Consider the following 21,998-nt stretch of genomic DNA (forward strand, 5'->3'; position numbering starts at 1 on the left):
TACGGAACTAGGGATTTTTAAGCAGCAGAGCGTCCACCTCTTCCACTTCATGCGTTAAAAATGAGTGGAAAGTTTCAGGAGCTTATGTATCCGTTGTCTAGCTCTTATCTGTGTTCCTGACGGCTGGCTCCTGTCTTTAGTTGGTAACACAAACCTTGCTTCTTGAGCAATAGCTCTCCCTTGAGCAGTCAGTCGATACAGCGATACATCTAGCGAGTCATATTCAAGTTTGTCACCTATCGCTTGTAATTGTCCTCGTTTATGGCGAAATCTCTCTCTATCGATCAGGCTCAACGGCTTCTATTCTGGTAAGATTAAGCAATCGAAAACTGTAACTTCAGCATCCGGCTCGACCTCAAGCTATTCTTGGAAGAAGGATGGAAGGGTAAAAAATTTCCCTCGATGATGAATGGGTTTGTCTGGTGTTTTTTTAACCCCGCCCTCACTCATTTCATCTGCCTCCCCAAAGTTTGTTGAAAAGCTGTAGAAGCGATCAGGTAATTCTTCTCTAAATTCGGAATCAACGTCCTCATGACAGGCTTTCCACCTTTTTTGACATTTTTAGAAGAAAAATTAAACAACAAAGCTCGTTTCTTCTCCCATTGCCGCTTGCCAGCTACGAGCATCGTAGTAAAGGTCGGCTAGCGTTATGCTGTACAATGCTTCTTTCAGCTTTTGATGTAATCGATGCCAAAGTGTGAAGGTTACCCAGTCTCCGGCTTGAGCCGCGTCTGGTGTATGTCCACGTAGGGGTTCGATTGTTTCACCCACAGCTTCTAAGATTTGACCGAGAGAAATTTGTGCGGGTTGGCGGGCTAATTGATAACCTCCTTGAGCACCGCGAACCGAGTTAACTAAACCGGCACGACGCATTTCAATCAACAGCTTCTCTAAATAGGGAGCTGGAATGTCTTGTCGCCGTGCGATCGCTTTAACAGATGTCGGTCCAAACCCTTGCTGTAAGCTTAGATCTAACAGCGCTTTTACACTATAGTGTCCGCGAGTTGTGAGCTTCATAAAAATTGAAAATTCAGGCAGTACAGTACTTGGTTGAAATCAACCCTAGGCTGGAGTAATGCCAGAGTAGCAAGGCTAAGTTTGCTTTAGGCTTCTTCTTGAGGTCGCTCATGTGAATTGTTCAATTAGTTGTAGGGGTCTCCAGCGAAGGCTGTACTACCAACCTGACACATTATGTCTTGATCTGTAGGCTTGATTTTGGGTGAAATCGAGGCAGCCGTGAGCCGACCTTGTTTTTCCTTGTGTAAGACATCGCCGATTGAAACAACTAACAGTATCGAGATGTATCAGTTGTTCACAAACTCTTGCAGAGGTTTGGCGTCAGTTACAAACCCTGAGTAAACAAATATAGCGAACGAACTTGACCTATTTTGTGTAATATAGTTTTAGAAGCTGATACAACACTAAGATTTTGTTATCTTAGTTTCTAGTCAGTCAAGCAAAATCACTGCATACCACTTAATCTCCATAGTTTTAGATTCAAGTTGATGGCTAAAAAGAAAAAAATGGACCCCCTAGAGGGTGAGGCGCTGATTCTGAAAGTTAAAGAGCTGGGTAATCTCAGCAAAGAAGAAAAAGCGAGAGCCTGTGGCTACTTCACCGTTACAAAAAACGGGGTAGAGCGAGTCAATATGATGAAATTCCTCAACGCACTCATTGATGCGGAGGGAATTGAGTTAGACAGCAAAGCCAATGGCAATGGACGTGGGGGACGTAGCGCTAGTTATCGCATTAGTGTTCAGTCTAATGGTAATTTACTGATTGGCTCTGCCTATACTAAACAGATGGGCTTACAGCCCGGAGATGAATTTGAAATCACCCTAGGCCGCAAGCATATTCACCTGAAGCAACTTGACGCTCTCGAAGAAACTGATGAGGAATGAGGCGTCTTGAGGGCTGAGTCAAAAGTCAAGGATAAAGTCAGAGTTACTGTCTGTTAAACACAACCCCCTAGGTTCAGCCAGAGCGAGGAACCTCTGGTTTTTGAGTAAGCGCAATTGTTATTACTCAAAAATTTTCGCCACGCATTTCTCTGACGGCTTAGGGGCAAAGCACCTGTGGAACGAGCAACATCGGTACTTTGCCCAATGTTTTGAATGAGATACATCTTCTAGGAGAAGGCAGTTCCCTAGAATTCGGTTGAAGGCAGGGGGCCGTGTTTGATGCGGAGAATTTTTAAGGAAAGACTCTCCGCGTTCACTCTTAACCGAACAAGATTGGGAAGACTCTCAATACCTGTATAGCCATCTTTGTTAGTGGCTAAAACTAGCAGAAATAGGCAGGGTTATGGCTGTGTGGAGTAGAGCAGACCGATTTCTCGTTCAGTTAGATTTTTGAGTGATCAACACCCAGCTAGATTCCTCGGTTTTACCCACAACTTTAGCTGGCTCTAGATGCAACCGATCGCGGGTTTTAGCGTCCAGTAATAAGTAGAGTGGTTTTTCTTGTTTCCAGCGCTGTTTGAGTTCTGAATCAGAGGCTGGGACAACTTCGCGTTCGCTATAAAATTTCAGAGCAGGACGTTGTGCAGGCAAAGAGGCGTAAATCTTTTGTTGTTCAACAGTACCCCGCTTGAGGATGGCAGCAACCTCTTTAACAGGATAAGCCGCTTCTAATTCCCAACTCCAATAGGGAGAGGTCATAAAAAGCAGCAGGGAGATGTACATCCCCCAGAACAGAATCAGAATAAATTGCAAATCACGTCGAGCCACTAGCACAGCCGAGACGCTCATTGTCAAAGCCACAGAGGCCAAAATTACCGATAAAGAGCGGTCTGTTGCAGGCAAAATAGCGAAGACAAGGCTAGCGACGATCGCACCTAAACCCATTACCATCAAGCCCATGCTCCAGAGGCGGGGATAAGATTGGCGCGTCGGCCCATTCCTGAGTTCCGCCAGATAGGCTCCACCCGCCAGCGCTAAGGCTGGGTAAACAGGCAAGACATACCAGGACAACTGGTTGACCAATACTAAAATCGCCACACTATAAAGGACAGACCAAACAAGTACTAATTTGGCCCAGCCCCAAATCCGATTTTCCCAGGCGAGTCGCAACCCGTAAGGCCAGAAGAGTAACCAGGGGACTGAGAATTTTAAGATTTGGATTAGGTAATACCCAACCAGGCTCTGGGGAGCCGTCGTCGGTAGCCAAAAACTCCCCAAAGAGGTGTTAACGAGGGCTTTTGAGAGAAACATCTCAGGGTCAGAGAAGAGGGCTAGACCGCACCAAGCCAAACCAGGGGTACTCCCTAGGAGTAAACCGATCCACCAATACCCGGAGGTTAAGAGCCTAGGAGTATCCCACGCCAGAAACACCAAGGCAATGCCCAAGAGTAAAAGGGTCAGGGGGATACCTTGACTCAAGCCAATCAACCCTAATCCTATGCCGATACCGAGTGACCAACGCAAGTCACGGCGCGATCGCAACACACTCCACATTACAAACATGACAAAGCACAGCGTTGCCCCGTCTACGCTCGCCAAACGCCCCCAACAGACTACGGGTAAAAACGTCAGATAAATTAAACTTGAAAAAATCGCGCTCTGACGGGAGGGAAAGACTTCTCGTCCAATGCCATACAAAAGCGGTACAGACAGGGCACTGAGGATAGCACCCGGTAAACGTGTCATCCATTCATTAAAACCACCAATTTTATAAGCTCCCGCAATTAGCAGCTCTAAAAGAGGGGGCTCTGGCACAGAAGGCTTACTCCCCAGCTTGGGATGAAGCCATTGCCAAATCTCTAATGGTGCTTTTGTGATTTCACGAGCTGCCAGGGCAAGCCCTCCTTCACTCCCCTCTAACAGGGGAGGACTGCCCAAATTAATACCAAATAAGAGCAGCGCGGCTAAAAGTAATCCTACAATCCACAGTCCTTCAACCCAGCGTTCCGTTTTACGACTTCTATTACGTGAACGACCCCAAGTAAAAGTTTGATGATCCATCTCTACCAACAATTCAGATTGCTGCTCGTTGCTAATTGCAGTCCTCGTGGCATCCCACCCATTGATCGCTCTTTTCGCTCTTTGTCGTTGCTCAAAGCAGCAGTATGCTGTTCCCAGTAACTTTCCAGTTTTGTAATTCCCATCCCTACCTAATGGTTGAGAGGGAATTCTTCCGACATTAACTCGTTAAGGGTTCTGTGCGCTATCACACCCCGCTCAGCTAACACAATCCCCCTAGCCACTCCTTGGAAATCCAGATTGTGGTTACTTTTTTGAGTATAGTTGCCGCACCCTTGCAATCTGCATTCATGAAGGTGCTATTTCCAGGATGTTCCTCTGGTGTTAACGCAAGTTGCCAGGTTGTCTAATCCTGGAACGATGGAGAGCGTCTTATTTTGATCGAGATCAACTCAAGTCAGCTTTTCCTCGATCATAAACTCCACCTCGAATCGCGTTCTTTTGTGTGAGAAACATAGGCTAATTTTTACTAATAATCTGATTTTATAGCGAATTGAACACAGGAACAAGAGTGGGGCACGGTTTCCCTCCCTAGAGAAGGAGAAGGGTTTTGAAACACAACCGTCAAATACACTACTCTATGAAGGAGTGAAAGAAGAGATCATTGTCCTCAAACCTTTACCCAATGAGGTATTAATCGTCTGAATTGAGAACGATTCTGCAAAGCACAGCCTTCAAGGCCGCGCAAAATTTAACGTATGCCCTCAACGGTTGACGCCAGCAAGATTTGAGAGCCAAAGCCTCTTGGAGCAGACTTTCCCTCGCAAAGCTAGGTGCTAAAATACCCGGAATGAATCCCAATTTAACTTTTCCTTCAAAATAGAAACCCAAATTTGAAAAATTGTAGGCAGGCGATGCCATTGAATCATCTCTAGAATAAATTCTGACAAAGGCAATCGAGAAATTAAAGTGAAAATCACATACCTACAAACACAATGCATTCGCTCAAAAGGAGAAACATCTTACCAAAAATAGGATTTTACAGAGTGCGCGCTCTTTTTTAGGGTAGATGCCACAGCCAACTCGCCTCTAGCTCAGGGCATCACTGCCTTATTAATGCTAGTGCAACAATAGGGCAGTTGTTTTGAAGTCCATCAGAACACGCCCCGCCCATCTTCCTACCTGCCCAACACTAATGAATCCGGAATATATAGAAGCGAGAGAACGCAATTCGCTGAATTCATCACACACTAGAATAAAATCCCTCCACCTCGCCAATAAATCCCTAACCAAAAAATAACTCCGTGATGAATCCAACTCGTCTATTACGCCAAAAATTGTTCATTCTCTTGCCTTCTTGAATTCAAGCCTAATCCAGCAATCTAGGGTGATGAACTTGCCACTCCTTCTGGAACTAAGGCCGTATCCATACCTAGATTTCTTGAAAGTAATACCCTGATATGAAGTATCTTGCCCGTTTCCAATTTTCAGATGATATGCCCCAAATGTTATGGCTTCTAAACCCGCTTTTGCTGTTGGATACAGCCAATGAGGCATTTAAATCTGAATTGATCACCTGCGATACTTAACGCATATGGAAGGATCATTTGAACTCACACTACAGATGATCGTGGCTGTTCTTGCCGGGATCAGTGCTCAGGTTATCGCGGAATACCTCAAGGTTCCCAGCATCGTCTTTCTGCTGATGTTTGGTATGCTCTTGGGGCCAGATGGCTTGGCTGTGTTGCACCCCCAGAGCCTGGGAGTCGGTCTGGAAGTAATTGTCGCGCTCTCCGTGGCGGTCATTCTTTTTGAGGGAGGACTCAACCTGGAACTGCGGGACTTAGGTAAAGTCTCCGGAAGTCTCAGGAACTTAGTCACCCTAGGCACTCTGATCACATTGCTGGGGGGTGGCATGGCGGCTCACTGGCTGGGTGAATTTCCCTGGCCTATTGCCTTTCTTTATGCGTCTTTAGTCGTTGTTACAGGTCCAACGGTGATTAGCCCTCTGCTCAAACACGTACAAGTGGATCGGCAAGTCGCAACGATTCTAGAGGGAGAAGGCGTTTTAATTGACCCGGTGGGAGCCATTCTTGCCGTTGTCGTGTTAGACACGATTTTGAATGGGGATGCGAGTCCGTCAGAAGCCATTATTGGCTTGAGCTTGCGCCTCGGTATCGGCGCTACCATCGGCGCGACGGGGGGTTGGTTGCTGGGATTGATTCTCAAACGTGCCAGCTTTATCTCAGAAGACCTGAAAAATTTAGTCGTGCTGGCTGGCATGTGGGGTTTATTTGGCTTGGCGCAAATGATTCGCTCTGAATCCGGGCTAATGGCCACTGTGGTTTCCGGAATGGTTGTGGGCGCGTCTGCCCTCCCGGAAGAGCGGTTGTTGCGGCGGTTTAAAGGGCAATTAACGGTTCTCGGTGTCTCGGTACTCTTCATTCTGCTATCGGCTGACCTATCCATCGCCAGTGTCTTTGCGCTGGGTTGGGGTAGCTTGTTTACAGTCCTGGTACTTATGTTGGTCGTGCGTCCCATCAGTATCACCTTATGTACCTGGAACAGTGGGCTGAACTGGCGACAGAAATTGTTTTTGTCCTGGATTGCTCCGAGAGGAATTGTCAGTGCCTCTGTGGCTTCCTTGTTTGCCATTCTCCTGACACAGCGGGGGATTAATGGTGGTGCTTCGATTAAAGCCCTAGTCTTTCTCACGATCCTGTTGACGGTTTTTTTGCAAGGATTGACCGCACGCTGGGTCGCCCAGTGGCTGCAACTGAATCGGCACTTTGGCGCAACGGGGGCTGTGATCATTGGCTGTAATCCATTAAGCCGTCTGATTGCCCGTCTCTTTCAAGAGCGAGGAGAATCGGTGGTACTCATCGATACCGACCCCGAAGCTTGTGAAAAAGCAGAGCGAGAGAATCTGCCGGTGATTCAAAGCAGCGGTTTGGACATAAAAGCCTTGGAAGAAGCGGGACTTGACTCGATGGGTACATTCCTCGCGATGACGAGTAATGGTGAGGTGAACTCAGTTCTGGCACAACGAGCGGCTGAGGAGTTTCAACCCCCGCGTGTCTTAGCCGTATTTCCTCGCGATCCTCAGGGTAATGCTCCAACGACCCAAGGCAAGGTGAGTCAGGCGTTTATCCCCCAAGTTCCGATCAAAGCCTGGAATCAGTACCTGAGTGAGGGGCAAGTTAAGTTGGGCAAAACGGCATTAAAAGAACCCGGATTTGCGTTTCAGCAAGCTCACTTACAAGCCTTAATTCGGTCTGGTGAACTTTTGCCGTTATTGGTGGAACGGGAATCGAGTTTTCAAATTGTTCCAGCAACGGATAATTGGCAACCGGGCGATCAAATTATTTACTTATTACACGACCCCAGACCCAAACTGTTGAAGCGCTTATCTGGTGCGAGTCCCTCATCTCGTCTGGCACTCGAAAAATTGCCCGAAGTTGAGGAAGTGCCCATTTCGGCTCCTGTTTCGGGAATGGCGATTGCCCCAAAGGGACAGCGAGAAGCGATCGCGGAAATTGCCAAACCTCCTCAAGAGGAAGTTTTACAGCCGCCAGCCCAAGGATTGTAGGTTCCAGCGAGGCAATCCTAGTGGTGGGAGAGATGGCTCTAAATCAGAGTATTCGAGCGCACCGACAAAAAAGCCCGGTAAAATAACACTCGGTAATGGCCTTTGAGATTTTAGATTGTGCATGGACAGTCCAAAACAGGTCATTATTGATCCGTATTCATCAAACTTAACCAGTGAATCCCGTACAAGTTGGCACACTCTACGGTATAAGCGTCGGAGCGGGCGATCCGGAACTGATCACTCTCAAAGGACTGCGTTTGTTGAAGCAAGCCCCTGTAGTAGCTTTTCCTGAGGGTATTCAAGGTAAGCCAGGAGTGGCTCAACAAATTGTTGCCCCGTGGCTGGGCAGTCATCAAGTGCCACTGGCCTTGGCCTTTCCGTATGTGCAGGATATGGTTACCTTGACTCAAGCGTGGCAAATTGCCGCTGAGCAGGTTTGGCACTATCTCCAGTTAGGTCAAGATGTGGCGTTTGTCTGTGAAGGAGATGTCAGTTTTTACAGCACCTTTACTTATTTAGCCCAGACGCTGCAACAGTTACATCCTGAAAGTAAGGTGCAGACGGTACCTGGAGTTTGTTCGCCCATGGCGGCGGCATCAGTTTTAGGAATACCCTTAACCGTGAGGCAAGAGCGCCTGGTTGTACTTCCGGCTCTTTATAATGTGGGGGAACTGGAAACAATTTTAGACTGGGCAGATGTCGTGGTACTTATGAAAGTCAGTTCAGTCTACCCGGAAGTGTGGGAAGTCCTACGGCGACGTCAGCTATTGGATCATGCTTTTGTGGTGGAACGAGCAACCCTGCCAGAGCAAGTGATTTATGCGGATTTATGCGATCGCCCCACCCTGAAATTGCCCTACTTTTCCCTACTCATCGTAAAAGTGTCTCAATCGTGTCACTGAAGGTGTAGTCTTTGTTTTGTAGCAATACAACTCAAAAACACGGGACTTGATCGCGCTCTTCCAGAAACCGTGCTCGACTATCATTAAAAGTCAAACTCGCGATTCTTGGCGGATACTGCTGTCAACGGCTTGAACTAACAAACTGTCTGCAACGACCCAGCGGAGTGAACTGTAACTGCTATGTCTTACGCATCTTCTCCTAAAAGCTTCCCAAACTTCTTCAAAAACCTTCCCCATAAGTTAAGTCAACCAACGGCTATTGCTGTTATCGCTTCCGTCGGTATTCATGCCGCGCTGGGGTTTTCCTTACCTTACTTGCCGATGTCCTCCCAGGAAAAACCCAAGCCGATACGGAATGTTCAACTGCTGGAATTAAAACCAGAAGAGTTGAGCCGCGTCCCTCCGCCGGCTCTGCCTTTAGATCCCCTATCACCCTCGCTCAATCAGCAGCTCAAGCCGTTGCCACCCTCTGGGTCTTCCACTTTACCATCGCTGCCATCCCTATCTTCTAACACGCCGTCCCTTGGGGATTTACCGTCATTCGACCCTCTGCCCTCAGTTGGCGGGTCTTGGAAAATACCGAGGCGCTCGACTAACCTCGGTAAGGTCGCCCGTAACAGCCCTGTACAGACTGGCATCAAAAGAAACCCAGGAGAACCTCCCCTGCCATCGGAGGTGTTCACTAGCCAATCGGGAAAATCTTCGGCCAATCCTCAGTTTAAGATTGCTACGGGTTCTAAGATAACCAATAGCTCCAAACTGCGTCCGGATGTCGGTGGCTTGACCACAGGGCTGCTCCCCGCCAATGACAATCTGCCACTATTAGAAAGGTTTAATTCCAACCAAACCTCTCGACCGTTACCACCACCACCGCCAGCAGGAGCGATCGCCGTAAATCCTGGCTTTACAGGGACACAGTTTCAAAATCAATTTGGGCAATCTACGTCTATACAAGCTCCTGGGCAGACTATTCAGACGATCGCGCCGATTTCAGGTCAGAGCAATTCCGCAAGCAACAGCAGCGATCCAAATCAACAGGCTTTGCGCGAAAATGTCAACAATTGGTCGGCTCGAAATCAGGTCACTAACCCCCCGCAAACACTAAAGCTCTCTCGTAACTATCCCCAAACCTCTCAATCCGCTGGACATCCCAATGGTGGAGCCGTGATGGTGGGAGTCAAGGTTGATGAAAATGGCAAAATCATCTCCGATAGCCTTCAGGTCATGGGGAGTTCTTTCCCGAATGACACTTTTGATCAGGAAGCCATCTCCAGTGTTCAGGGCCATCAATTTCCCGGCACCGGCAAGCCTGAAGCTTACTATGTTCAGGTTCAGTTTAAACACGACAGCCCAGTTCCTGGGAGTGTAACAGGCTCACCAAGCTCAACGGATGGGAAAAATTCAACCCAGCGCCAAAACTTACCGCAGCGATTCACCCCAACAGAGCAATTAACTCCTCCTGAACAGAAAAACTCACCGGAGTGGTCTACTCCAATTGAGCGAAGAATTCCCTCGCTGCGCCCAAATTCTTCGGAGCAGCCCAATCCAACAGAAGGGAAAAACCCAACTGAGCGACCAAATTCCTCTGAACGTTCCACCCCGGCTGAACAGTTAACTCCTCCCAAGCGAGATAACTCGTCTGAACGTTCCACCCCGGCTGAACAGTTAACTCCTCCCAAGCGAGATAACTCGTCTGAACGTTCCACCCCGGCTGAACAGTTAACTCCTCCCAAGCGGGAAAACGCGTCTGAACGTTCCACCCCGGCTGAACAGTTAACTCCTCCCAAGCGGGAAAACGCGTCTGAACGTTCCACCCCGGCTGAGCAGTTAACTCCTCCCAAGCGGGAAAACGCGTCTGAACGTTCCACCCCGGCTGAGGGAATCGCTCCTCCCAAACGGGAAAACGCGTCTGAACGTTCCACCCCGACTGAGCAGTTAACCCCTCCCAAGCGGGAAAACGCGTCTGAACGCTCCACCCCGACTGAGCGAAAAACTCCTCCCAAACGGGAGAACGCGTCTGAACGTTCCACCCCGACTGAGCGAATCACTCCTCCCAAACGGGAAAACGCGTCTGAACGTTCCACCCCGATTGAGCGAAAAACTCCAGTAGAACGGCAAAATTCACCGGAGCCGCGCAGCTCATCGGAATCACAAAATTCCGCAAAGCCTCAAAAATTACCACAACCGGAAAGTTCCGAAAAGCCTCAACGATTGCCGCAGCCGCCCAATTCAGTCAAGCCTTAAAACAGCTAGCTGAATCATGATGCTTTGGAGTTTGGCTGGCTTCGTTTATGCCTCAATCGCCTTCTTTGACTCATCAACTGGCAGCTTCGGCTGAATGTTTGTTTGAGCTAATCGATCACTTATTCTCGGTGTGGGTGCTGGATTATCCCTCTCCTTTGTGGGGAGGGATCAAGAAAGATTCCCTCAGATTAGAGGGATTAAGTGGGAACTTATACGAGGAGGTAAATTCGCCTTTTGCCAGAACTCTAATGATTCGGTTTCCCTAAATACCTCCTACCAAGCCTCAATTAAAAGATGGGTTTTTGGGTTGAATGTCTAACTCTTTATAGCCAGTACTTTCATCCACTGTTCTGAGAAAGACTAAATCTTCGCTAGTGCCGATGACGATTTCAGCCGTTGTATAGATGATGCAACCCTCTAGCAAATGTCCACCGAGGGTTTTACCATGTCTATCTGATAGAGAAATATGTATATGAAGTCCGTGGGTGGAAAGGGTGCCGACTAAGGACACAATCTCGAATTGTTGCTTGAAAACTTGAGAGTAATTCTGGCTGGCAAAACGAAGGGTTGCCTGTTTCAGGCTGCCAACAGCGGTGAGGATAAAACCAGCTTGAATATTATTCTGTTGGACGAACTGTCCGAGGCTTTGTCTTAAATCTTCATCAGGTTTTAAGCGAATCGCGAAAATATTCATTTTTGGATTTGGAACCGCAGATAAACACTAAGACAAAAATCATAAAACCCCCTGGATCTATTTAATTCCAGGGGGAAATTCATAATTAATTTTTGTTATTTACCGCTGTAGTAGAAAGCAATTTCTTTGTCTTTTAATGGGGCAAATTGGGCCTTGCTCAGCATCTGATTGAGTTCCTCTTGAGGAATGTGTTTCGCTCCAATTCGCACAATTCTAGAACGCATCGTATTCGATACGCCACTGCGCTGCCGTCCAGCTTCCAAACCCATGACTTTGTGATAGAGTTCTAGTTTTTCTGCTGGAATCGGGGAACCGTCGAAATCAATTCCTTTGGCGATCGCTTCATCAATCGCATCCGCACCTAAGGTTGAGGGCGTCGGTATATTTGTTTCGGTAGACATTGCGGCCTGGGATCATGATGTACAAGAGTATTTTAGGAGGAAAACGTCCAAGATTCTAATTAGGCTGCCTTAAGCTCCTCCAAAAGATAGATTTACAGCGTTAATCCTGTGGCTTTATCTCGTAAGGATTCTGCTAAGTATGTATACTTTAGATGTAAAAAACCTTAAACCCACAATGACACACGTCCTACTCGTCGATGATGAAGAGGCATTGCGGGCTAGTCTCAGCTACGCGTTAATTAAAGAAGGTTATCAGGTAGCAACAGCGGCAGATGGGCAAAGTGCCCTCAAATTGTTTCACAAACAAGTACCGGATGTGATCATTTTAGATTTGATGCTACCGGGAATCGATGGCATGGAACTGTGCTGGCGCATCCGTGCCTTCTCGAAAGTGCCAATCTTAATGCTAACCGCTAAAGACCAGCCCATTGACAAAGTTTGGGGATTAGAAGCGGGTGCAGATGACTATATCACCAAACCCTTTAACACTCGTGAACTTCTGGCACGAATCAAAGCGGTCTTACGGAGTCGTGCCGCCGGTCAAAACCCTTAAATAAATAGCCGGAGATAAGTGGAGAACTGGCAGAGGAGGTGAGTTGTTTGCCTACCTCACAAAACCATCTAAAACATTTTAGAAATCATTTCTCCCTCTCCCCTGATTAGGAACAAACTCTAATGGATTGGTCACCCGTTCACATCCGGTGGAATTCAATCTACCGAAAATTGTTAGTCACCTATGTGGCGCTCACCGCACTAGGAACATCTATTCTAGCCACCTATATTTTGTGGTCTTTCTACGGCTATTTTATGAGGTCGAGGCAGGCTGATTTAGATGCCTGGAGTACGGCGCTCAGCGAGAGCGTTGCGGATGCACTGGAGGAAAACGATCTTGATCGAGCCAAACTGACGGTTCAGCGCTATGGTGCACGGGAATCTGTTACACTGCGAATCTTTGGGCCTGATGGTCGCTTGCTTTCCACGTCTGCCCCAGATATAGATCGGCATGTCAAGGACTGGTATAGTGTTCCGGGCGTGAAGGAAGCGCTTCAAAATAAATCGGCGCAAGGCGTAGCAAAAGGTATTTTATCCAATGATGACCGATTGTACGCTGCCAAACCGATCGTCCGTAAGGGTCAAATGCTCGGTGTTTTGCGGATATCAATCACCTTAGACCAGTTCCAGCGTCAGTTTCGCAGCGTAATTTTTACCATTCTGGGAACGCTACTGTTCACGGTTTTGCTCTGTGCACTGATTAGTGAACGGTTTGCGCGCAACATGGCAAGACCAATCAAGGCCATGTCTAATTTTGCGCTCCAGATCGGCCAGGGTCATCTTGATGGAAAGTTGAACATCCACCAAAATGATGAAATTGGTCAACTTGCTACGGAGTTGAACCGAATGAGCCAGCGTTTGGCATCACTTGATAAAGAGCGGCGAAGCTTCCTGGCTAACGTGTCTCACGAACTGCGTACTCCTGTAAGTAACGTTTTGGTGACTGTGGAGGCACTAGCAAGCGGAGCAATTGAGGAACCCGAACTCCGCGATCGCTTCCTCCAGACCGCTCAGGACGAGATCTGTCGCCTATCACGGCTCATTCAAGACCTGCTGGATCTAGGACGGCTGGAAGCGGGTGTTACCCTCCTCGAAGAACAGCCCCTCCGCCTGCAAGACCTCATTGATCGCGCCGTCAGAGCAGTGGAGTTGCGAATGCGTGCCCAAAGTGTGGGCGTCCACGTCGATATTCCTAGCGTTCAGATTCATGGCGATCCAGAACGGCTCCTGCAAGCGTTTCTGAACATCTTGGACAACGCCATTAAACATTCGATCTCGAATTCTACAGTTTTTATTGTTGGGAAAATAGATAGTGGTCAGATTGGCGTGCAAATCCGAGATCAAGGGCAGGGGATTAGCCAGAGCGATCTGCCCCATATTTTTGAACAGTTTTACACCGTGGATCGTTCGCGCCAAGGCAGCGGAACAGGATTGGGTTTAGCGATCGCACGGCGCATTGTGGAAGCCCATAAGGGAGCGATCGTTGCTAGCAGCAAAGGTGAAGGGAAGGGGGCTATGTTTACCATTTACCTACCCATCGATAAACTCTCTTAAAAAGTATGAAATAAGCCAGATAAAGGATAAAAAAACCTCCTAATATTTTATCCTTCATAACATTGGTTCAATCCTCTCTATGAAAAACCACCCGTTCTAATTGCTTGACTATACTTAAAACGAATAACGTAATCAGCGTAGCGACTAGGATTAACTGCCAGAACCCGCAACCCGCAACTATTCCAAGTGCGGCTGTTAACCAAATGGTGGCGGCTGAAGTCAACCCCTTAATCCGTGGCTTGCTAGATGTCTGACTTGGCTGTTGCAGAATCTCTCCGGCACCTAAAAATCCAACACCCGTGGCTACCCCTTGAACAGCTCGGCTCAGGGCATCGCTGGAGTCGGCGTCACTGGTCAACAAGGGAATCATCACAAAGATAGCGGCTCCCAAGCTAACGAGCATGTGGGTTCTCAACCCTCCTGGTTTGCCTGCTCTTTGGCGATCCCAGCCAATTGCTCCCCCAACGAGGCAGGCCAACAGGATGCGAGAAGTTAAACCCAGCCAATCATTAGCATCGATGAACGCTGTAGTCGTTACCCCTAAGACAGATAAAATCACTTCTTAAGCCTCTCAAAAAAATCCGGTATCAGAAAAATGGCTGACATTTTGCTAACGCTGCCATCCCCCACCCCCCTTGATAGGGGGGCGACTCAGGGATTGTTTAACTGATCCCGGATTAAACTAGCAACCGATTTACGGTAACTGGCTTAACCAGAAACTGACATCTACAGCTAGTTTTTCACCCAACTGGAGCAGGTGGCGGAGCTGGATAGTGTTGCAATCCGTTTTAGCTGTTAAATGAGCTACCGCACTTGCACCTTGAGTCTCAGAAGTCAACTCGGCTCGCATCGCTTGTTGGAACAGGGGTTCAATGCGTGGTTGCAAACAGTTGAAGTAAAGTTCCTGACATTGAGCGAGTGAAAGTCCCAGATTGAGTTGATTCCCCACCTCAATGAGACGGCGAATGAAATCGATATCGGCGGAAAGGGTAGGTAGATTGGTATCGTGCAGCAGTTGCCACAGCGATCGCAAAATCAACTTCTCCAAGGTGGGCTTCCCTTCTGGGATTTTGAGCTGACAACGCATGTGGTTGGCTTCCGTGGCGATCGCTTCCAATTTAGCCAAATGATTCCATACCATTTCGGGATCGCTCAGGGCCGAGTCCAGCGCCCTGATCTCGGTGAGAACCCGGTTCGATAAGGCAATCTCGGCAGCGACTTGTAACTCCTGCGGCACCGGCAACTCATCCCGATGGAAAGCCATCAACACCCCGTAGTTGTCCCGATAAACCTGAGTGTAGAGCTGATCTAAGCGTGTTAAGGTTTCCTGACTTAAGAGTCCCATAATCCGATGACGCTCTTCCGCAAACAGATTCTGCAAGCTAAAGGACTCAGCGCCAAACATCTGATGCATGGCCAGAATGGCATGAGCCGCACTCGCCTGTTTTAGGGAGTCGAACACCTTATCCTTGAGTTTGCTGTAAGCTCGACGCCCCGCAAACGGTTGAATGCAGCAGTGGAAATCCCAGCCTCCCAAGTGCAATACAGCAAACACCAGATGAGCGCTCTCCCAGGTAATTTCTGAAACCAGCCGCAGTTGACCCACGGCCAGGGTTAGCGATCCCATGCGTTGGATCTGGTAGTCTAGCTGCTGGGCGTCATAGCAGTAGACCCGTTGTTGTCGTGCATAGCTGGTAAACAGAGAGGTGATCGCATAGTGAGCAGCAACTTGCTTAAAGCTGATTTGCGACGATATCACCAGATGCCGATAAACCGCCGCCCCATCTTTGAAAAAGTCAACATTACTGGGGGCGAGGGCGAGACGTTTGACAAAGCATTTTTCCAACTGCACGCCAGCCACATCCCCGGCTAATTCCAACGCACGAGCCGCATAACGCAGAATCTGGACGCCTTCGGGGCGGGAGATTTCCTCAAAAAACCAACCACAACTGGTGTACATCAGCAACGAGTGACGCTGCATTTCCAACAGACGCAGGGCGTCAATTTGTTCGGCTGCCGTCAGTTTGCGACTTCGGTGACGCCCCAAAAAGTTCTCGACATTCTCTGGGGAGCGATCGCGAACCACTTGGATATACTCATCCCGTGCTGCCCAGGGATCGCGGAAGAATTGGCGACCCGTCTCTTCATAAACCTTAACTAACTTATCCCGCAACCAATCCAGGGCATCCCGTAATGGACGTCGCCATTTTTGGTTCCAGACTCCGCCGCCACCGCAACCACAGTCATCCTGCCAGCGGTTCACGCCATGTGAGCAACTCCAAGCCGTCACGGGTTTCAACACAACTTCCCAAGTCGGCGGATTAATGCTGAGATAGTGGGCAAAGTTCGTTACCGTCCAACCTCGGTGAGGAAGCTCCTGGGTAAAGCTGTAGGCGAGACATTTTTCCGTACCGCCTTTGTGATGTCCGAAGGTTTCTCCATCAGTGGCGACCGAAATCAGCTGTGCGGGTCGATGATCCCCACGCACGGCTTGACCAATGCGCCCTGCAAAGTTGTGGGAATCGCTGAGAACATCATTAAATCCCATATCTCGCGAGATCGGGCCGTCATAGAAAAACATATCAATGTATCGCCCATCTGCCAGGAAGCAGCGGTAAGGGCGAGTGGGATCGATCTGAGAACCGCCAACTTCATGCCATTGGGTAACGGGTTGCTGATCACTGGGGATCAAGCGACAGCGCTCGGCTTGGGAGGGAGCCAGGACAATAAATTTAATTCCCTCGTCAACCAGTACCTCTAGGGTGGGATAATCGACAGCGGTTTCCGCTAGCCACATGCCTTCGGGATCGCGGTTGAAGCGAGAGCGGAAATCTTCTTTGCCCCAGCGGATTTGGGTATATTTGTCCCGTTCATTGGCTAGGGGCAAAATGATGTGATTGTAAGCTTGCGCGATCGCATTGCCGTGTCCGTTGAGGCGAGCGCAACTGTTGCGATCCGCTTCGAGAATCCGCTGATAGACCTCAACATCGTAACGTTCGAGCCACGACATCAGCGTTGGGCCAATGTTGAAGCTTAAATATTCATAGTTATTGACGATCCCGATAACTTCGCCCCGTTGATTCAACACCCTGGCAAAAGCATTGGGGCGATAGCACTCGTGGTGAATTCGCTCATTCCAGTCATGGAAAGGAGTCGCACTCGGCTGACGCTCGATGGTGTCTAGATAAGGATTTTCACGAGGAGGTTGGTAAAAATGACCGTGGACAGTCACGTAAACACCGGTCGCCGTCCTTAGGGGATCGCTAGCGATCCCCGCGTCAACGTGCAAGTCTGCAATGGACACCATTGCATCAGCTTGAGAAGCTGGAATCTCAGCAGCAGAAGTCATGGGATTACCAAATATCTAAAAAAACTACTCAGACGGCTTTCCCCGTTCTACACACCCATTTTTGAGACAGAAAACCTCTCTGATCCCGCAAGCTACAGTTCATTCCAAAGTAAGCAATTCTAATTAGGGTAAGGCCAGAAGGCAAACTGTAGCGCCGATTACGGAAGTTTAGTGTATGGGTTGGTGTGAAGGGATTGAAAGCTTTGAAACGATTGGCACTGTTCTTAGTAAACCGCAATCTCAGCCTTAGACCGACAGGACTTCAAGGAACTTGCGGTAAGTTTATAGAACTTAATTAAGGATAAAAGTTCCTCTGGGCGATGGTACCCATCCAATGACATATTTGGGTTAGCGGTGAGATGCGATTATTCTAGAGTCCGAAGCTGTTGTGCAGGTAACTTGCATGACTGGGATGGGAAGGATTGTCCATCCCCAAGAAATCTCTGCTCTTAAGGTACAAAAAACCTAGATGCTCAACAAGAATACAATTTTGTCGCTCTTGCTCGTGTTTGTCCCCATCTCGATTGCCGCTCACTTTTTGGAATGGGGAGCAGCTGTGGTTTTTATTACATCCTGCATCGCGATTGTCCCCCTCGCCGCTTGGATGGGTACAGCCACGGAAGAAATCGCTGTCGTGGCGGGTCCCACCTTGGGGGGGCTACTCAACGCCACATTCGGCAATGCCACCGAACTGATTATTGCCCTAATTGCCCTGAATGCAGGCTTAGTTAGTGTGGTTAAAGCCACCATCACGGGATCAATCATCGGTAACTTACTACTGGTGATGGGCTTGTCCATGCTGTTGGGGGGCTTGCGCTATAAGGAGCAAGAATTTCAGCCTATCGTGGCGCGGGTGAATGCATCTTCTATGAATTTAGCCGTGATTGCCATTCTCCTCCCCACGGCGATGGATGCTACCTCTGTTGGCCTGAGTGAAGTCACAATCCAGCGCCTTTCTATCGCTGTTGCCGTGGTGTTAATTCTGGTTTATGGGCTAACGCTGCTGTTTTCCATGAAAACCCACAGTTATCTCTTCGATGTTGGCATGGTGGACATGGAAAACCTTGCAGAATCGAACCTCGCCCCAGAGGAACCTGAACACAAGCCTAATCTCTGGCTATGGGTGGGGGTGCTTTTGGTTGTCACTCTTTTTGTGGCTGGAGAATCAGAACTGCTGGTTGACAGCTTAGAAGAAGCCACCTCGGAACTAGGGTTATCTTCCCTATTTACGGGAGTCATTTTGCTGCCGGTGATTGGGAATGCGGCTGAACACGCGACAGCCGTTACCGTAGCACTGAAAAATAAGATGGATCTTTCTGTTTCAGTCGCGGTAGGGTCTAGTATGCAAATTGCCTTATTTGTCGCGCCCGTGCTAGTCCTTGCTGGGTGGCTGATGGGTAAGCCGATGGATTTGAACTTCAATGTATTTGAGCTGGTGGCGGTGGTTGTTTCGGTTTTAATTGCCAATTCCATCAGTTCTGATGGGAAGTCCAACTGGCTAGAGGGGACTTTGCTTTTAGCCACTTATTTGGTTTTAGGGTTCGCCTTTTTCTTCCATCCCGTAAGTGAGGGTTTGGGTTTGTAAATCCTCAGCCCTCCTTCATCTCAGTTTTAATGATCAATCCCCGGAGATCCCCGCTCCTCCACCTGGAAAAAGGGGAAACTTGGGGTCTGTCAGGATGCTGCCTGATGGCTTGTCGGGGTAGCGCCTCCTCACTCACATCTCCGGGTGCCTACCCCCTCCCTGATCAGTTCCAAGACTTGTCTATACACGGTAGGTTAACGGGGGGACATTTTCGGGCCAACTTTTGAGCGATCGCATTCTCAGATCTCCTTTATGCTTACAGAATGTGCGATTAACGACGGCACCCCCGTAAAAAGCGATCGCCCTGACAGGAAGTAGGCTAATTCACCAGGGTTCTATGAGCTACTGCATTAATCCCAAATGCCCGAAGCCAGCCGATCCCATCCATGAGCAAAATTCGCTCTGCTGCCACTGTGGCTCTCAGCTTTGGCTACAAGAGCGTTATCGGGTAAAGCAGTTACTGGATGAAGTCGGTTTTAGCAAAATCTTTGAAGTAGAAGAGCAAGGGACACCGAAAATATTAAAAGTTCTTCTACTCAATGACCCAAAAGCTGTAGCCGTATTTCAGCAAGAAGCACGGGTGTTGACCCAATTGCATCATCCAGGTATTCCCCACATTGAGCCGGATGGCTACTTTACCTTTTTACCCAAAAACCGACACCAGCCCCTACACTGCCTGGTGATGGAGAAAGTTAAAGGCATAAATCTAGAAAAATGTCAACAGCAGCCAGGAAATCAACCTCTTTCTCAACCACAAGTGTTGAACTGGCTCAAACAGCTAGTAGAAATCTTATATCAAGTCCACCAACAACTGTATTTTCACCGCGACATCCAACCATCTAACATCATCCTCACTCCCAACGGGCAACTGGTATTGATTAATTTTGGTAGTGCCAGAGCCGCCAGCGACACTTATTTGGTGACAGCAAGGGGTGAGCAGGATGTTAGAAGCCTGTCCTCTCCAGCCTACACGCCCATCGAGCAAGCGAAGGGCAAAGCTGTACCGCAATCGGATTTCTTTGCATTGGGGCGAACGTTTGTTTATCTGCTCACGGGGAAATCCCCGAATGATTTTCCTGAAGATCCGCGCACCGGGGAATTACTCTGGCAGCACCAAGCCCCTCAGGTTTCTCAGTCGGTGACGGACTTGATTGATCATTTAATGGCTCCGTTTCCCCACCATCGACCGCACAATGCTCAGATCATTTTACAGCGCATAGCGGCGATCGACCACACATGGCAACCTCCTCAGTTACCTCCGCAAACGCCGGAATTTGCTAACTCTCTAGTGGATTTACGCTTGCAATCGTGGGTACGTAACCAACGTTCATCCACGACGATTCTCAGAAAACTATTCACCAAATTGGTTAAGCCGAAAAACCTGTTTCTGGCTAGCACTCTTATCGGTACTGTGGGAGTAACAGGAACGCTGATGTATGGAGATTTAAGTACTCTCAATAGTCAGCAATCCCTCGTATCGTCTAATCAGGGGTTATTACCTGCTTCATCTCTGGCAATCCGCTCCCCAAAGCCTGTTAATGTACCGCCTCGAACAACTTTAAACAATCATGCCACCCTAACTCACGGGAATGACGACGCCAAACGGGTAGGGCGTAGTACCAAAGCGGGGCAAAAGTTACAACCTATCACCAGCATTGACACTGGGGCTTCACACGGCATCAACACGGTTGCGGTTAGCCCGAATGGGAAGATGATTGCCAGTGGGAGTCGAGATGGCTTACTCAAACTCTGGAATCTGGGCAAGAATAGAACCGATTCAACTCCTACCTCTGGACGCACTTTAGGAGAAGATTTATACGGAAAAAATACCGTTGCTTTTAGCCCAGATGGGAAAACGTTAGCTAGTGGTAGCGATGACAATATTATTAGAATTTGGGACATTGATAAGGGCAACCTGCTGCACACCCTCAAGGGACATTCTGCTTGGATATCTGACTTAGTTTTTAGTACAGATGGCAAAACATTGATCAGTAGCAGTTTTGACCACACCATTAAAGTTTGGAATTTGAGGCAGGAAGTCAATACCCAACCGATTGAGAAACGCACCCTTCAAGGACATAGCGCTTGGGTTTTTGCCATTGCCCTAACGCCAGATGGGAAAACGTTAGCCAGTTGTAGCTTTGACAATACAATTAAAATTTGGGATGTGGATCAGGGCACAGTTCGTCATACCCTTAAAGGCAATCCCAACCGGGTGTTTGCTCTCGCCATTAGTTCAGATGGGGAAACCTTAGCGAGTGGCAATGGAGATGGAACAATTCAGGTATGGAATTTAACCACAGGTCAACTCACGAAAACCTTTAATGGTCATCAGGATTGGGTGCGTTCTCTTGCCATAACGCCCACGGGAAATATTCTGGCTAGTGGGAGTGGGAGTCAGGATAATACTATCAAACTCTGGAATTTGCGATCGGGGAAACTTTTAGGCACTCTTGAGGGGCATTCTGATGATGTGCGTTCTGTGGCTTTTAGTCCCGATAGTAGTACTTTAGTCAGTGGTAGTTTTGATAATACGATTAAGATTTGGCGAATGCCTTAGAAAGCTTGGGAAAATTTGTCCTTAACTTATTTTCAATCAGTATCGGAAATCACATCAGTACCCGCCAACGCCAACAAAAAAGCGCCCCCCTTGCGGAGAGCGCTTTTTTTCAAGCTAGATTCTTAAGAATTAGCCATTGATCACAGGAGCGGTTAAAGCCACAGGAGCCGCTTCACCCGCCGCCAAGTCGAGGGGGAAGTTGTGAGCATTGCGCTCGTGCATTACTTCAAATCCCAAGTTAGCGCGGTTAAGTACATCAGCCCAGGTGCCAATCACGCGACCTTGTGAGTCGATGATGGACTGGTTGAAGTTGAAACCGTTCAGGTTGAACGCCATTGTGCTGATGCCCAATGAGGTGAACCAGATGCCAACGACAGGCCAAGCTGCTAAGAAGAAGTGCAAGCTACGGCTGTTGTTGAAAGAAGCATATTGGAAAATCAACCGACCGAAGTAACCGTGAGCAGCAACGATGTTGTAGGTTTCTTCTTCTTGACCGAACTTGTAACCGTAGTTCTGAGATTCGGTTTCAGTTGTCTCACGCACCAGAGAGCTGGTAACCAGAGAACCGTGCATAGCAGAGAACAAGGAACCACCGAACACACCAGCCACACCGAGTTGGTGGAAGGGGTGCATCAGGATGTTGTGCTC

16 protein-coding genes are annotated in these 21,998 nt (G+C 48.5%); 8 read left to right on the forward strand and 8 right to left on the reverse strand.

Going from position 1 to position 21,998, the window contains the following annotated elements; translation table 11 throughout:
• Positions 1-573 precede the first annotated feature (573 nt).
• On the reverse strand, positions 574-1,017 hold the full coding sequence (locus NDI48_26570) for an Rrf2 family transcriptional regulator (protein ID MEP0834732.1): 444 nt from the start codon (positions 1,015-1,017) through the stop codon (positions 574-576).
• Positions 1,018-1,505: 488 nt separating this feature from the next.
• Between NDI48_26570 and NDI48_26575 the strand changes: the two genes are divergently transcribed.
• A complete protein-coding gene (locus NDI48_26575) occupies positions 1,506-1,901 on the forward strand; it encodes an AbrB family transcriptional regulator (protein ID MEP0834733.1) in 396 nt (131 codons plus the stop codon).
• A gap of 438 nt (positions 1,902-2,339) precedes the next feature.
• Here NDI48_26575 and NDI48_26580 read toward each other — a convergent pair whose 3' ends face one another.
• Positions 2,340-3,962 (reverse strand): glycosyltransferase family 39 protein, encoded by a 1,623-nt coding sequence (locus tag NDI48_26580; GenBank protein ID MEP0834734.1) that lies wholly within the window; start codon positions 3,960-3,962, stop codon positions 2,340-2,342.
• A gap of 2 nt (positions 3,963-3,964) precedes the next feature.
• A complete protein-coding gene (locus tag NDI48_26585; protein MEP0834735.1) occupies positions 3,965-4,105 on the reverse strand; it encodes a hypothetical protein in 141 nt (46 codons plus the stop codon).
• 1,409 nt (positions 4,106-5,514) lie between these two features.
• Between NDI48_26585 and NDI48_26590 the strand changes: the two genes are divergently transcribed.
• The 3 genes from NDI48_26590 (at position 5,515) to NDI48_26600 (ending at position 10,655) form a co-directional block, all read left to right on the forward strand.
• Positions 5,515-7,509, forward strand: coding sequence for a cation:proton antiporter (locus NDI48_26590; GenBank protein MEP0834736.1), 1,995 nt, complete (start codon positions 5,515-5,517; stop codon positions 7,507-7,509).
• Between the two features lie 173 nt (positions 7,510-7,682).
• Positions 7,683-8,411, forward strand: a complete 729-nt coding sequence (locus NDI48_26595; GenBank protein MEP0834737.1) for a precorrin-2 C(20)-methyltransferase — start codon at positions 7,683-7,685, stop codon at positions 8,409-8,411.
• Positions 8,412-8,591: 180 nt separating this feature from the next.
• Positions 8,592-10,655, forward strand: coding sequence for a hypothetical protein (locus NDI48_26600; protein ID MEP0834738.1), 2,064 nt, complete (start codon positions 8,592-8,594; stop codon positions 10,653-10,655).
• A 283-nt stretch (positions 10,656-10,938) separates the two neighbouring features.
• Here the strand turns inward: NDI48_26600 and NDI48_26605 are convergent, their stop codons facing one another.
• Together NDI48_26605 and NDI48_26610 are read right to left on the reverse strand one after the other, a co-directional pair.
• Positions 10,939-11,349: a DNA-binding protein gene (locus tag NDI48_26605; protein MEP0834739.1), complete on the reverse strand. Its 411-nt coding sequence runs from the start codon at positions 11,347-11,349 to the stop codon at positions 10,939-10,941.
• Positions 11,350-11,444: 95 nt separating this feature from the next.
• Positions 11,445-11,750, reverse strand: a complete 306-nt coding sequence (locus NDI48_26610) for a DUF4090 family protein (GenBank protein ID MEP0834740.1) — start codon at positions 11,748-11,750, stop codon at positions 11,445-11,447.
• Positions 11,751-11,889: 139 nt separating this feature from the next.
• Between NDI48_26610 and NDI48_26615 the strand changes: the two genes are divergently transcribed.
• Together NDI48_26615 and NDI48_26620 are read left to right on the forward strand one after the other, a co-directional pair.
• Complete coding sequence (locus NDI48_26615; protein ID MEP0834741.1) at positions 11,890-12,303, forward strand: response regulator; 414 nt, start codon at positions 11,890-11,892, stop codon at positions 12,301-12,303.
• Positions 12,304-12,425: 122 nt separating this feature from the next.
• Positions 12,426-13,856, forward strand: a complete 1,431-nt coding sequence (locus tag NDI48_26620) for a cell wall metabolism sensor histidine kinase WalK (protein MEP0834742.1) — start codon at positions 12,426-12,428, stop codon at positions 13,854-13,856.
• A gap of 67 nt (positions 13,857-13,923) precedes the next feature.
• Here the strand turns inward: NDI48_26620 and NDI48_26625 are convergent, their stop codons facing one another.
• Both NDI48_26625 and NDI48_26630 read right to left on the reverse strand, forming a co-directional pair.
• Positions 13,924-14,415: an MgtC/SapB family protein gene (locus NDI48_26625; GenBank protein MEP0834743.1), complete on the reverse strand. Its 492-nt coding sequence runs from the start codon at positions 14,413-14,415 to the stop codon at positions 13,924-13,926.
• 135 nt (positions 14,416-14,550) lie between these two features.
• A complete protein-coding gene (locus tag NDI48_26630; protein ID MEP0834744.1) occupies positions 14,551-17,205 on the reverse strand; it encodes a DUF3536 domain-containing protein in 2,655 nt (884 codons plus the stop codon).
• A gap of 469 nt (positions 17,206-17,674) precedes the next feature.
• Here NDI48_26630 and cax point away from each other — a divergent pair, with 469 nt between their 5' ends.
• Together cax and NDI48_26640 are read left to right on the forward strand one after the other, a co-directional pair.
• Positions 17,675-18,790 carry a calcium/proton exchanger gene (cax, locus tag NDI48_26635; GenBank protein MEP0834745.1) on the forward strand — a complete coding sequence of 372 codons (1,116 nt, stop codon included), beginning with the start codon at positions 17,675-17,677 and terminating at the stop codon, positions 18,788-18,790.
• Between the two features lie 337 nt (positions 18,791-19,127).
• Positions 19,128-21,350, forward strand: coding sequence for a serine/threonine protein kinase (locus NDI48_26640; GenBank protein MEP0834746.1), 2,223 nt, complete (start codon positions 19,128-19,130; stop codon positions 21,348-21,350).
• Between the two features lie 129 nt (positions 21,351-21,479).
• Here NDI48_26640 and NDI48_26645 read toward each other — a convergent pair.
• A partial coding sequence (locus NDI48_26645) for a photosystem II q(b) protein (protein ID MEP0834747.1) occupies positions 21,480-21,998 on the reverse strand: 519 nt, incomplete at its 5' end.

The organism is Microcoleus sp. AS-A8, from assembly GCA_039962225.1.
Classification (GTDB): Bacteria; Cyanobacteriota; Cyanobacteriia; order Cyanobacteriales; family Coleofasciculaceae; genus Allocoleopsis.

Excerpts from the sequence above, each read along its gene's own strand:
- NDI48_26570 (MEP0834732.1), bottom strand. The coding sequence starts at position 1,017 with ATGAAGCTCACAACTCGCGGACACTATAGTGTAAAAGCGCTGTTAGAT.
- NDI48_26575 (MEP0834733.1), top strand. The coding sequence starts at position 1,506 with ATGGCTAAAAAGAAAAAAATGGACCCCCTAGAGGGTGAGGCGCTGATT.
- NDI48_26580 (MEP0834734.1), bottom strand. The coding sequence starts at position 3,962 with ATGGATCATCAAACTTTTACTTGGGGTCGTTCACGTAATAGAAGTCGT.
- NDI48_26585 (MEP0834735.1), bottom strand. The coding sequence starts at position 4,105 with ATGGGAATTACAAAACTGGAAAGTTACTGGGAACAGCATACTGCTGCT.
- NDI48_26590 (MEP0834736.1), top strand. The coding sequence starts at position 5,515 with ATGGAAGGATCATTTGAACTCACACTACAGATGATCGTGGCTGTTCTT.
- NDI48_26600 (MEP0834738.1), top strand. The coding sequence starts at position 8,592 with ATGTCTTACGCATCTTCTCCTAAAAGCTTCCCAAACTTCTTCAAAAAC.
- NDI48_26605 (MEP0834739.1), bottom strand. The coding sequence starts at position 11,349 with ATGAATATTTTCGCGATTCGCTTAAAACCTGATGAAGATTTAAGACAA.
- NDI48_26610 (MEP0834740.1), bottom strand. The coding sequence starts at position 11,750 with ATGTCTACCGAAACAAATATACCGACGCCCTCAACCTTAGGTGCGGAT.
- NDI48_26615 (MEP0834741.1), top strand. The coding sequence starts at position 11,890 with ATGTATACTTTAGATGTAAAAAACCTTAAACCCACAATGACACACGTC.
- NDI48_26620 (MEP0834742.1), top strand. The coding sequence starts at position 12,426 with ATGGATTGGTCACCCGTTCACATCCGGTGGAATTCAATCTACCGAAAA.
- NDI48_26630 (MEP0834744.1), bottom strand. The coding sequence starts at position 17,205 with ATGACTTCTGCTGCTGAGATTCCAGCTTCTCAAGCTGATGCAATGGTG.
- cax (MEP0834745.1), top strand. The coding sequence starts at position 17,675 with ATGCTCAACAAGAATACAATTTTGTCGCTCTTGCTCGTGTTTGTCCCC.
- NDI48_26640 (MEP0834746.1), top strand. The coding sequence starts at position 19,128 with ATGAGCTACTGCATTAATCCCAAATGCCCGAAGCCAGCCGATCCCATC.